Here is an 11,116-nt window from a genome sequence, read left to right as displayed (position 1 = left end):
AGTAGAGCTCGATGTCGGTGGTGTTCTCCCGGCCGACGGTGATGAACGGCATGGTGGTTGCTGCCTTCCTGGTGCGAGATGTGACGAGGGGGTGGGGTCGGGTGGTGTCAGCGGACCGTGCGGGCGGCCTGCTCGACGATGCGGGTCACGGCGCCGGGACGGGAGACGGACACCGCGTGCGAGGCGTCGATCTCGGTGGTGCGGGCGTGGGCGCGGTCCGACATGAAACGCTGGGCGGCCACGGGGATGTTGAGGTCCTCGGTGGTGACCAGGGACCAGGAGGGGATGGTCCTCCAGGCGGCCCGGGTGGACTTCTCCTCGAGCGCGGCGGCGGCGATCGGGCGCTGGCCCGCGGCCATCAGCCGGGCCTTGCCGGCCGGTACGTCCGCGGCGAACTGCTTGCGGAACTTGTCCTGCGCGATGTAGACGTCGGCGCCCCGACTGCCGTCCGGCAGCGTGTAGTTCACCGGGTCGATCACGTCGCCGAGGGTGCTGCCGGGGAACTTGTCCGTCAGCCCGAGCGAGCTCTCACCGGCGTCGGGCAGGAACGCGGCGATGTAGACGAGGGCCTTGACCTTGTCCTCCAGGCCGGCGGCGGCCTGGCTGATGACGGTGCCGCCGTAGGAGTGGCCGACCAGGACCACGGGCCCGTCGATGTGCTGGACGACACCGCGCAGGTGGGCGGCGTCGCTCGCCGGACCGCGCAGCGGGTTGGCGGCGGCCACGACCGGGTAGCCCGCCCGCTCCAGGCGCTCGACGACGCCGTCCCAGCTGGAGGCGTCGGCGAACGCGCCGTGTTCCAGCACGATCGTCGGCCGCGTCTGCTGGTGGCGGGACGCCGCGCCGGCCTCGCCGGGCAGCGTCACCGCCGTGACGGACAGGCCGACGGCCGCGGCACCGAGCAGGGTGAGCAGCCGGACGGAGGGGGTCGGTCGGGTGATGCGCATCTTCCATGTCCTTCTGTGTGTGTGGGGCTGATGCCCTGATCGGGGCGGGCGGGGCGGCCGGCCGGCGTCACCACGGCCGGCCGCCCCGGGCACCCGGTCCTGGTGACGGGTCAGCGGGTGACGTCGAACGTGGCCGCGCGGGGCACGAACGTCGTGCCGCCGTCCTTCGCCGTCGCCAGCACCGACACGTGCCAGGTGCCTTCCGCCAGGTCGGCCGCGTCCTGCCGCGTCACCTTCAGCGTGTAGGCGCAGTGGGACGTCTCGTCCGAGGTGCTGCGGCACTCGGCCTCGTCGACGTACCGCAGCTCCGACTCGGTCGGGTCGAGCTCGGAGCTGGCCGGCCACGCGACGACCCTGACCTCGCGGACACCGGAGTCGTCGCTGACGTCCGCGGTGAACGAGAGCTTCCCCTCGCCCCGCTGGGACGGAGCGGTGTAACCGGCGGTGCCGTTCTCCACGGTCGGCTGCGTGGCGGTGGAGGCCATGGCGTAGCCGCCGGCGGTGAGGGCGCCGAGGGTGACGAGGCCGATGACGGACGGGACGAGAACGCGCTTGGACATGAGGGATCCCCCTGTGTGCGAGTGGAGTTTCGACGGACGGGAAAGCCCAGTAACCGCTGGTCGGTCGGCCGCTTTCCCGATGTGATCGAGACTAGGGCCGGGATGCCCGCCCGATCCTCCCGCCGCGGGACGATTGCCGCGTCGAACCGCGGGTGCAGCCTCTGCACCCCAGGTAAGGGAAGGAGGTCCGCCTCAGGCCTGAGGACAGCCGCTCACCTGCGGTCTTAACCTTGATCTCTTATGAAGAGAACCGACGACCGGCTCCTGCCCCTCGTGCTGCTCGGCGCCCAGGCCCTCGTGTGGCCGGGAGCGGAGGCGATCCGCGGGAGTGTTCCGGCGGGGGCCGACCTTTTCGTGGCGGCCCTCGTCGCCGGGCTGGTGACGGCCGCGCTCTCGCTGCGCCGTTCGAGGCCGGTGCTCGCCCTCGTCGTGGTCGCCGCCGCGTGTGCGCTGGGGGCCGGTCCCCTGCCCGCCGGGGCCACGGCGGTGCTGGGGACGGCGGGTGCGGCCCTGGCCCTGTTCACCGTGGCCGGTGAACGCGACGCCTTCACCGCCCTGTTGTGCGTGGTGACGCTCGCCCTCTGGCAGTCCCTGTACGGCATCACCCTGCACGGGCTCAGTGACCGCGACGGACTCGACCTCGCCTTGACGGCCGTGCTGTACGCCGCCGCGTCCGCCGCCGGAACACTGGTACGGCGCAACCGGCGCACCCGGCTGGCCGCCGAACAGCGGCTGAAGCGGGCCGAGATCGAGCGTCACCGGCTCCCGGCGGTCGAACGGCAGCGGATGGAACGGGAGTTGCACGACGTCAGCGCCCACCATCTGACGGCCGTGGTCGTCACCGCCGGTGCGGCGCTCGGGCTGCGCGACCGTCGCCCCGAACTGGCCGAGGAGGCCCTCCGGTTCGCCGCCGAGACGGGCCGTGAGGTCACCCGGGCGCTCGGCGCGGTGCGGGCGCCGGCGCCCGCACGGGACCAGCAGCCGTCGCCGAGGGACCGGATGCTGGCTCTGGTCGCCGGGTTCTCCCGGCTCGGCCAGCACGTGGAGTGCGAGATCGACGCGCTGCCGGACGGTGCCGTCGGGGACGCGGCGTACGGCATCGTGCGCGAGGCGCTGACCAACGTGGCGCGGCACGCGTCCGGTGCGCACACCACCGTGAGGTGCCGGTACGGCGACACCCGCACGGAGGTCGTCGTCACCAGCGCCGCACCGCCGGCCGGTTCGCCGGCGCACGGCGCCGGTCTCGGCTCGGGGCGCGGCCAGGGCTTTCTGCGGTCGCGGGCCCGGGAGGCGGGCGGCACCCTGACCAGCGGCCCGACGGCGGAGGGCGGCTGGGAGGTGAGCGCGGTCCTGCCCGGCCGGCTCGCCGCCGCCTCGGTGAGACCTCCGGTCCCGTGGCGGTACCGCCTGGCACAGGTGACGGCCGCCGTCGGTCTCCTCGTACAACCGCTGCTGCCCCTGCTGGTCGTCCGGACGGAATCCGCGTCGAACGGACCGGGGGCGTCGGCAGGCGCGCTCTTCGCACTGCTGGCCGCGGGGCAGGCGCTCGCACTGCTGTGGCGGCACCGGGCGCCCCGCACCGCCCAGGGTGTCGTGTGCGGTCTGGCCCTGCTCTGGCCGGTGGCGACGGCCGTGGGCGAGTACACCGGCTGGGTGCTCCTGCCTCCCCTGCTGAGCATGGCCGCCACCTGCGCGGTGATCGCCTCCGCCGCGGCCCGCGCCGCCGCCACCGGTCCGTCCGTCGCCGAAGACCGCCCGGACGTGTCCGTGTGGGCCGGACCGGTCGTGGCCACGGCGGTGCACGCGGCGGCCACGACCACCGCCCTGGTGCACCGGGGCGCGTCCTTCCCCGGCTGGGTGCTCGCCCCGGGGTCGACGGCCCTGGCGGCGCTGGTGGTCGGCGCGGCCTGGTGGGGCGGGACCCTGCGCGGGCGTCACCGCCGGGCCGCCCGCAGCGCGCAGGCGGAACATCTCGCGGCCTGGACCGAGGAGGCGGTACGGGACGCCTGGGCCGAGCGCCGCCGGATCGCCACCGGTCTGGAGACCACCGTGCTGGCGCGGACCGCCGACATGGTCGCGCGGGCCGAGGCGGGCCGGCTCGACGAGGTCGCCGAACGCGCCCGCGAGGCCCTCGCCGCGATGCGCGCCCTGCTCGACGCGGTCCGGGACGGCGAGGCCGTGCCCGCACTGCGTCCACAGCCCACCTTGCAGGCGCTCGACCTCCTCGCCCATCAGGTCCGGGCCACCGGCCGCGACGTCGGGATACACCTGACCGACCGCATACCGAGACGGCTGCCCACCACCGTGGACCTGGCCGCCTACCATGCCTGCGAAACGGTACTCGCGGCCGGCGGCGAGGAGCCGATGACAGTGGAGATCGACGCGGACGACACCGCGTTGACGCTCACGGCGACCGGCGTTCCGGACACCGCGCGTTCCGCCCTGCGCCGACGGCTGTCGGCGCAGGCCGCCACGGCCGGTGGGACGGTCACCGCCGGCCCGTCCGGTCCGATCCGCGTCCTGCTGCCGCTGACCGCCGCACCGGCCGCACCGGCCGCACCGCAGGACGACGAGGAGAGACAACGATGAGCCTCAGGGTGCTGGTCGTCGACGACCAGGGCATCGTACGGGCGGGGTTCGCCGCCGTGATCGACGCCGAGGAGGACATGACGGTCGTCGGCGAAGCCGCCGACGGCGCCGAGGCCGTACGCCTCGCCGGGGAACTGGCACCCGACGTGGTCCTCATGGACGTCCGCATGCCCGAACTCGACGGCATCGCCGCCACCCGGATCATCACCGGACACCCCGACGCCCCCCGCGTCCTGGTACTGACCACCTTCGACCTCGACGCGTACGTCTTCGACGCACTGCGCGCCGGCGCCTCCGGCTTCCTCCTCAAGGACGTGCACCCCGGCGAACTGCTGAACGGCATCCGGGTGGTGGCCGCGGGCGAGAGCGTCCTCGCCCCGTCCGCCACCCGCCGGCTCATCGGCCACTACGCCTCCAGACCGAGCACCGCGCTCCCGGGCGGCACCACCCCCCGCGAGCTGAACCACCTGACCGGCCGCGAGCGCGACGTCCTCGGCCTGATCGCCGCGGGACTCACCAACACCGAGATCGCCGAACACCTCGGCATCACCGTCGGCACAGTCAAGTCCCACGTCAACGCACTGCTCCGCAAGCTCGAACTGCGCGACCGCGTCCAGGCGACGATCCTCGCCTACGACCTCGGTCTCGCCCACCCGAACCCGCCCCACTCCCCCGCCTGACGAACCGTCGGCCACCACGATCCAGGAGTCCGTCCCCATGACCGGTCCAGGTCTCTTCGTCCTGCGCGGTGTGCGCCGCGCCCTCGGCACCGTCGCCGCCCGTGTCTACCTGACGGGCTGCGCACTGCTGCTCGGATGGGCGCTCGTCGCCGCTTCCGAGGGATCCATGGCCATTGTCGTCCCGATCTTCGCCAGCCTCCCGGCCGGCCTCGTGCTGCTGCTCGTCCTGCCCGAAGGCGACACGACGTTCCTGCTCTCCATCGTCCTCGGAACACTGATCAACGCCGTGGTCATCGGCTGGTGCGCCCGTGCGCTGCGCCGCGGGAGCAACCCGGACACGGCATCCTGACGGCGGAAACCGCTCGGGGCGGCCGGATCGGTCCACCCGCCCCGGGCCCGGACCGGCGCGTGGGAGAGGACCAAGGTCCCCTCACCGCCTTACGGTGCGCCGTAGGAGAACCTGTACCCGGCGAAGTCGGCGACGCGGACGTATCCGATGCGCTGGTAGAGGGCGTTGCTGGTGGGGTTGGCCGGGTCCGTGAAGAGGACGACGTCCGTCGCGCCCGCGGCCAGCGCGGCACGGCTCACCTCGGCCGTCACGGCGCCCGCGTAGCCGCGGCCCCGGAGACGGGCCGGGGTGTGGACGGGGTCCACCCGGACCATGCCGCCGACGATCGAGGTGGCGGCCGCCATGGAGACGGGGGTGCCGTCCGGGGTCTCCCAGAACGTGAAGTGCCTGTCGCCGAAGCGCGAGTCGTCCCAGGAGCCGGCGTCGATCAGGTCGATGGAGGACTGCTCCCCGACGTCGACGCAGAACTCGCGGCACCACCGCACGACTTGCTCACGGTCCTTTCCGCCCACGAGGCGCCCCCGGCCCTCCGGGCACGGCTGCGGTGGGGTGAGCGTGCCGAGACGGTAGAGGTGAGTGCGCCAGAAGGGGACCGGCACCGCACCCGTGTGCCGCTGCCATGACTCGGCGAAGGCGCCGGCGGTGGCGCGGTCCGCGATGACGTCGGAGGGCGAGTGGCCGAGGCCGGCCAGGTGAGCGGCGAGGGCGTCGGTCCGCTCGGCGGACAGGGGCGTGAGGCCCAGGCGGCCGCGCGGAGTGCGATAGAAGACCGCACGGACCTCGCCTCCCGACTCCAGTCGGCCGAAGACGGTGGTTCCGGCACCGCGTGCGTCCGCCCCGCGTGTCCGCAGTTTCTCGATGTCCGTCAACGGCGTGTTGTGCAGGGCGGGCCGCGAGCGCAGGAAGTCTCCGGCACGAGCGAGGAAGTCGTCCACGTCTTCGGTGAGTCGCCAGTCGTCCGGAAGCATGCTCCATGATCTCGGATCCGCCCGGCCCGGGGAAGCACTTCCCCGGGCCGCAAGGCGTCCCAGGGGGCCGGTCCGGGCGGCGACCGATGCGCCACGGCCCGCCGGCCGCTCGGGACGGCCGTGTCCCGGCGGGTCGTGGGGGACGGTCCGGAAGCCGTCCGCCCCGAACCGACCAGGCCGCCGAGTTCCCCACCATGCTTCCGCACGCCCTCGGCGTCGAGGGCGGTCCCTGCGAGATCCCGGGGATCTTCGACCGCGACGCCCGCCGCGGCCACCAGCGCGACGACGGCGAGGCCACCGGCGCCGGCGGTTCCTCGGCCCGACCCGCGGCGGCGGCCCGTACGGAAGTGCCGGGTCCGGCACCGTCGGGGACGAGGTGCGAGCGGGCGGACCGCGGGAGGCCGCCATCGGCGCGGGATCGCGCATCAGCCCGTACGACGCGGCGGATCGGGCGGTGCGTCCGGCGCGGGGAGGACGTGCGCGGAAGCGGCGTGCGCGCGTCGGCCCGCGGCCTCCCGGACGTCGACCGGTTCGGCCGGCAACAGCAGCGGCTCGCCGTCGCCGTGGGCCGGTTCGAGCCAGTACAGCCAGTAGGTTCCCGGTGCCGGCAGCGGCGGGGAGCCGTCCGGTACGGCGATGGTGCGTCCGGCCACCGACACGCCGGTGGCCCCGATCACGCCCGGTGCGCCCACGACCCGGCACGCCTTCAGGACCTCGACGCGACGACGGCGGCGCCGCGCCCTCCACCGGGGCAGCCCGGCGAACAGCGCGAACGGCACGGTGTGCACGCCGAAGAGCAGGGCGATCAGCCCCATCGCCGCCAACGGCCCGGCCACCCGCCCTTCCGGCAGGTCGGAGTTCGGGTCCGGGGAGACCGCCACCAGCACTCCGGGGCCGACGACCACGGCTCCCGTGCACAGCAGGGCGGCCCGGGCCGGCAGCGGCGGCCGTGTCCTCCGCCCGGCAACCGACCTCCGCTGTCCGTCGGTCACTTCACCGACGGCGTCGGCGGCGAGCGCCCCGGGGCTCGTCCAGACCTCGGCGGTCGCGGGCGTCGTCCTCCCCCGGCCTCTCCCCCTGCGCATCGCCTCATCCCCATGGCTCTCCCCCATGGGGGAACCGGTCGCCCGGGGGTTGCCCGGAGTGGGCTCCCCGCGTCCGCCCGGGATGCGGGGTGGTGCCCGTCGGGGCCGGCCCTACCTGAACTCGACCCGGCCGACCGGGGCGGGACCGGCCGTCAGCGCCTCGCACACCTCCCGCCAGTCATGGTCACCGCACCCGAACTGGGCGCACAGGTAGGCCGAGGTGAGGCTTCCGAGCGCGGCGACGCGCCCGGGATCCTCGTCGGTGGTCTCCGCGGCGTCGTACCCGGAGATCCCGCCGAGCAGGTGCCCCGCGTCGAACAGGGTGAGCAGGGTCTTGGGTGCGGGGGCGAGGCGGTAGGGGTCGGCGTGCCAGTCGGGGCCGACGTCGGTGAAGTGCCGGGAGTCGTCCTTGTCGCCGGTGACGACCAGGACGGGCGGGGTCATCGTGGAGAAGTCGGTGGTGTGGAAGAACGGCACCTGTTCGGCCATCGGTCCGTTCAGGACGTCGCCGCCCCTGCCCGGTGCGGCCAGCAGCACGCCCGTCCTGATCCGCGGCTCGGCCAGGTCCACTTCGTCCCCGGTGTCGGGGTCGGTGATCCGGGCGCCCAGCAGGAGACCGGCGGTGTGGCCGCCGAGGGAGTGCCCGGCGACCGCGACCTTGTCCCGGTCGACGCGTCCGGCGAGTCGCGGCACGGCGCTCTCGATCTCGTCGAGCCGGTCGAGGATGTGGCTCATGTCCTCCGCGCGTGAACGCCAGAAGAGCGGGGCCCCGGGAGCGCCGGTGAGTCGGTGGCTCAGCGTGCGGGAGGAGAGGTGGGTGGGCTGGATGACGACGAACCCGGCTGCCGCCCAGAGGTCGACGAGGGGGGCGTACCCGTTCAGCGAGGAGAGGTTGTTCGACGCTCCGTGACCGTGGGAGAACAGGACGACGGGCAGGTCCGTGCCGGTCACGGGCGCGGACACCCGGATCCGGAGGTCCACGGGTCGTCCGGGCACGGACAGGATGACCGGACCGTACGACAGGACGGGGGCGGACGCGCCGAAGGCGGTGGCGGTGTCCGTGTCGAGGGTTGGGCTCATGGCGAATGGTCCCTTCTGTGGCCCGCCCCGCCGACGGCCCAACGGGGCGGCGGCGGACGGGTGTTAGGCGCGCCGAAATGAAACGGAACGCTGCTCCGCTTATCATCCGGAGCAAGGTTCCGTTTTGTCAAACGGCAGGGGCGGTCCAGGGCCGGCGTCCCGCCCGCGGAACGGGGGCCGCGTCGCGGCGGTCCGAGGACCGGCCGGAACCGGGAACGGTCCGGTGCGCAACCGGCCGGCGCCTGACGTCACTCGTGGGACGGACGGGGTTCCCGCGCGCGGCTCAGACCGGGTTTCGGGGCCCGGCCGCAGGGTGACTCCGAGAATGGCGTGGCCGCCGCTCCCCGCACCGGCCGACCGCGGCAACGTCACGCCGTACGTGTCCCACCAGGCCGACACCCTCCAGAGGCCCATGTCCACCTCAGCCGCCGACGTGATCCGGACCTGCGACGCAGCCGTACCGGAACCCTCCTCGGAGCAGCTCGACGCGCTGCTGCGCGAACTCTCGGAGCACCCGCCGGGACCGCGGCGGGCCGCCCTCCGGGACCGTGTCATCCGCCTGCTGCTGCCGATGGCCCGGCGGGTCACGCGCCGCTTCCAGTGCCGGGGGGAGGAGTCCGACGATCTCGTGCAGGTCGCGTCCCTGGGGCTGATCAAGGCCGTCGACGGCTACGACCCCGCCCGGGGCCACGCCTTCCTGGCGTACGCGCTCCCCAAGGTCACCGGTGAACTCCGGCGGCATCTGCGCGACCGCACGACCACCGTACGGCTGCCCCGGCCCCTGCAGGAGGCGAGCGGTCGGATCTTCCAGGCCGTCGAGGAGCTCGAACAGCGGCTCGGCGGCCGCTCGCCCACCTCCGAGCAGATCGCCGAGCACACCGGGCTCGGACAGGACCGCGTGCTGTCCACGCTGCGGGCGGTGCACGCATGCCGTCCGCGTTCCCTCGACGAGCCCGCCGGGCACGGCCGGGAGGGGCCGCTCGCCCGTCTGGTCGGCGCCGAGGACCCGGCGCTCGGCCGGGTGGTCGACACCGTGTCCCTGGCCGCCCTGGTGAAGCGACTGCCGGAGCGCGACCGCCGAGTGCTCTACCTGCGCTTCTACCGGGAGCGCACCCAGCAGCAGATCGCGGACGCCATCGGCGTCTCCCAGATGCAGGTGTCGCGCATCCTGCGGCGGTGCTTCGACCGGCTCCGTGAAGCGCTCCTGGCGGCCGAGCCGTGCGCGGGAGCCGCCGCGGAGACGCGGGCCCCGGTCGCCGGCCGGGCCGCCCGGCCGGCGCGCGCCTCGTGCGGTCGCCGTGCCGCGGAGAAGCCGGTACGTCCCGTGCGGTCCACCGGCCCGGCCCGCCCCGCGCCCGGCTCCGCGGCCCACCCGCACCCGGCCGGCCCGGCTCCGCGCGGCGCGGTCGGCGCGATCGGCGTGGGGGGCCGGCACCGGCTCGGTCGCGGGCACCCGGCCCGGTGGCGCTCCGCAGGCGCGCGGGGGTCCGTCCCATTCGGCGCGCGTTGGTCCCTCCCGTTCGGCGCGCGTTGGTCCGTCCCGTTCGACGCCCCGTGCCGGACGTGTGCCGGGGCCGGGGCGCGGACCGCGAGGGCGCGGCCGGCCGCCGCCCGGCGCGCCGGGCTCCCCTGCCGGGCCGCGCGGCCCCCTCCCGCCCGCCGCGCGCACGAGGGGAGAGCACCTTTCCCGCCCAGGTGTGTCCCGCCTGCCGACGGGCGGCACAGGTGCGTGGACGCGAGCCGACGAAGGAGCGCACCGTGAGGCGTGGCCTGCGCGCGCTCCGGCACGGATGGGAGTGGCTGGGCGCCCACACCCTGACGCGGCGCGGCCGCGACATCGAACTGATGCACAGGGCCATGGGTTTCGCCACGCTGGCACTGGTCACGCTGGCGCCCCTGCTCATCGTGATCGCCGCCGCCGATCCGCTCGGGCGGGGCGGCTTCGCGGCCTGGCTGGCGGACGGCATGGGACTGTCCGGCCGGTCCGCGCGCCTCCTCACGGAGATCATCAGCCCGCCGCGCGAGGTGATCGGCACCACCAGCCTGTGGGGTGTGCTGGCACTCGCCGCGTTCGGCATCCCGTTCGGCGGGAGCGTCCAGAACGGCTACGAGCGGACGTGGAACCTGCCGCCGGGGCCGTGGCACCGGATCTGGCGCCAGGCGACCTGGCTGTGCGTCCTGACCGCGTACCTCTACCAGGAGGTGCTGACCCGCGACGCCCTGCACGGGCCGGAGCGGATCACCCTCTCGCTGGCGACCGGCGTGCTGTTCTTCTGGTGGGGGCAGCGCTTCCTGCTGGGCGGCCAAATCGGCTGGTGGCACCTGCTGCCGGGCGCCCTCGCCACCATGGCGGGCCTGATCGGCCTGCGGGGCTTCTCCTACTTCGTCTTCACCCCGCTGATCATCGACAACGCGATCAGCTACGGCACCGTCGGTGTCGTCCTCATCGTCGAGTCCTGGCTCATCGGCGTGGGGTTCGTCATCTTCGGCGGCGCCCTGTTCGGCCGCTGGCTCCTCCACCACCACGGGCACCGGTTCACCGCGGGCCTGCCCCCGCCGCCCGGGACGGGACCGGCCGGCGACGGCTGACGGAGGCGACGCGCGCTCGCGCGGGCGGATCGCCCTCCCCGCGGAGGGGCGGGCCCGGTCGCCGCGGCCGTACGGACCGCATTCGACGGCCTTCCCGGCGAGGGCCGCTGTCGGGGGCCTCGCGACGGCCCTCCGGCCCGGAGTCCGTGCGGCGACCCCGGGCCGCCGCCGAGGACGGCACCGTACGCGCGGACGCCACCCCGGCGGGCAGCCGCTCCCGCGGCGACCGCGAAGGCGCTTCCGGCAGATCCGGTATGTCCGGCGGATCC

10 protein-coding genes and 1 pseudogene are annotated in these 11,116 nt (G+C 74.7%); 6 read left to right on the top strand and 5 right to left on the bottom strand.

Annotated features, from left to right (window positions below):
* Nucleotides 1-107: 107 nt before the first annotated feature.
* Together AB0A94_RS27115 and AB0A94_RS27110 are read right to left on the bottom strand one after the other, a co-directional pair.
* The gene (locus tag AB0A94_RS27115) at nucleotides 108-947 is read right to left on the bottom strand and encodes an alpha/beta hydrolase (RefSeq protein WP_361748477.1); all 840 of its coding nucleotides are present in this window, start codon (nucleotides 945-947) and stop codon (nucleotides 108-110) included.
* Between the two features lie 110 nt (nucleotides 948-1,057).
* A complete protein-coding gene (locus AB0A94_RS27110; RefSeq protein WP_361748475.1) occupies nucleotides 1,058-1,507 on the bottom strand; it encodes a DUF5707 domain-containing protein in 450 nt (149 codons plus the stop codon).
* A 240-nt stretch (nucleotides 1,508-1,747) separates the two neighbouring features.
* Here AB0A94_RS27110 and AB0A94_RS27105 point away from each other — a divergent pair, with 240 nt between their 5' ends.
* From AB0A94_RS27105 to AB0A94_RS27095, 3 genes are read left to right on the top strand one after another with little or no spacing between them, the layout of a single operon-like run.
* Nucleotides 1,748-4,096 carry a histidine kinase gene (locus AB0A94_RS27105; RefSeq protein ID WP_361748473.1) on the top strand — a complete coding sequence of 783 codons (2,349 nt, stop codon included), beginning with the start codon at nucleotides 1,748-1,750 and terminating at the stop codon, nucleotides 4,094-4,096.
* Complete coding sequence (locus tag AB0A94_RS27100; RefSeq protein ID WP_361748471.1) at nucleotides 4,093-4,776, top strand: response regulator transcription factor; 684 nt, start codon at nucleotides 4,093-4,095, stop codon at nucleotides 4,774-4,776. Before AB0A94_RS27105 ends, AB0A94_RS27100 begins: the two co-directional genes overlap by 4 nt.
* A gap of 37 nt (nucleotides 4,777-4,813) precedes the next feature.
* A complete protein-coding gene (locus AB0A94_RS27095) occupies nucleotides 4,814-5,125 on the top strand; it encodes a hypothetical protein (RefSeq protein ID WP_361748470.1) in 312 nt (103 codons plus the stop codon).
* Nucleotides 5,126-5,214: 89 nt separating this feature from the next.
* On the opposite strand, the gene AB0A94_RS27090 is transcribed toward AB0A94_RS27095, so the two are convergent.
* Nucleotides 5,215-6,093, bottom strand: coding sequence for a GNAT family N-acetyltransferase (locus tag AB0A94_RS27090; RefSeq protein WP_361748468.1), 879 nt, complete (start codon nucleotides 6,091-6,093; stop codon nucleotides 5,215-5,217).
* 167 nt (nucleotides 6,094-6,260) lie between these two features.
* On the opposite strand from AB0A94_RS27090, the pseudogene AB0A94_RS27085 reads away from it, so the two are divergent.
* A pseudogene (locus tag AB0A94_RS27085) lies at nucleotides 6,261-6,383 on the top strand (XRE family transcriptional regulator); the annotation flags it as partial.
* A gap of 135 nt (nucleotides 6,384-6,518) precedes the next feature.
* Here the strand turns inward: AB0A94_RS27085 and AB0A94_RS27080 are convergent.
* A complete protein-coding gene (locus AB0A94_RS27080; protein WP_361748466.1) occupies nucleotides 6,519-7,178 on the bottom strand; it encodes a hypothetical protein in 660 nt (219 codons plus the stop codon).
* A 111-nt stretch (nucleotides 7,179-7,289) separates the two neighbouring features.
* Complete coding sequence (locus tag AB0A94_RS27075) at nucleotides 7,290-8,258, bottom strand: chlorophyllase (RefSeq protein ID WP_361748465.1); 969 nt, start codon at nucleotides 8,256-8,258, stop codon at nucleotides 7,290-7,292.
* A gap of 325 nt (nucleotides 8,259-8,583) precedes the next feature.
* On the opposite strand from AB0A94_RS27075, the gene AB0A94_RS27070 reads away from it, so the two are divergent.
* Together AB0A94_RS27070 and AB0A94_RS27065 are read left to right on the top strand one after the other, a co-directional pair.
* Nucleotides 8,584-10,020: a SigB/SigF/SigG family RNA polymerase sigma factor gene (locus AB0A94_RS27070; RefSeq protein WP_361748463.1), complete on the top strand. Its 1,437-nt coding sequence runs from the start codon at nucleotides 8,584-8,586 to the stop codon at nucleotides 10,018-10,020.
* Entirely contained in the window at nucleotides 10,017-10,847 is an 831-nt protein-coding gene (locus AB0A94_RS27065; RefSeq protein ID WP_361748460.1) for a ribonuclease BN, read from the top strand. The genes AB0A94_RS27070 and AB0A94_RS27065 overlap by 4 nt, the downstream gene beginning before the upstream one ends.
* Nucleotides 10,848-11,116 lie beyond the last annotated feature (269 nt).

The sequence above is a fragment of the Streptomyces sp. NPDC044984 genome (assembly GCF_040646935.1).
Taxonomy (GTDB): domain Bacteria; phylum Actinomycetota; class Actinomycetes; order Streptomycetales; family Streptomycetaceae; genus Streptomyces.
The sequence above is the reverse complement of the archived record's forward strand: the minus strand, read 5'-3'. Positions and strand labels throughout refer to the sequence as shown.

Bases quoted from the DNA above. Each gene is read 5' to 3' on its own strand.
- AB0A94_RS27110 (WP_361748475.1), bottom strand. From the start codon at position 1,507: ATGTCCAAGCGCGTTCTCGTCCCGTCCGTCATCGGCCTCGTCACCCTC.
- AB0A94_RS27095 (WP_361748470.1), top strand. From the start codon at position 4,814: ATGACCGGTCCAGGTCTCTTCGTCCTGCGCGGTGTGCGCCGCGCCCTC.
- AB0A94_RS27075 (WP_361748465.1), bottom strand. From the start codon at position 8,258: ATGAGCCCAACCCTCGACACGGACACCGCCACCGCCTTCGGCGCGTCC.
- AB0A94_RS27080 (WP_361748466.1), bottom strand. From the start codon at position 7,178: ATGCGCAGGGGGAGAGGCCGGGGGAGGACGACGCCCGCGACCGCCGAG.
- AB0A94_RS27115 (WP_361748477.1), bottom strand. From the start codon at position 947: ATGCGCATCACCCGACCGACCCCCTCCGTCCGGCTGCTCACCCTGCTC.
- AB0A94_RS27100 (WP_361748471.1), top strand. From the start codon at position 4,093: ATGAGCCTCAGGGTGCTGGTCGTCGACGACCAGGGCATCGTACGGGCG.
- AB0A94_RS27105 (WP_361748473.1), top strand. From the start codon at position 1,748: ATGAAGAGAACCGACGACCGGCTCCTGCCCCTCGTGCTGCTCGGCGCC.
- AB0A94_RS27070 (WP_361748463.1), top strand. From the start codon at position 8,584: ATGGCGTGGCCGCCGCTCCCCGCACCGGCCGACCGCGGCAACGTCACG.
- AB0A94_RS27090 (WP_361748468.1), bottom strand. From the start codon at position 6,093: ATGCTTCCGGACGACTGGCGACTCACCGAAGACGTGGACGACTTCCTC.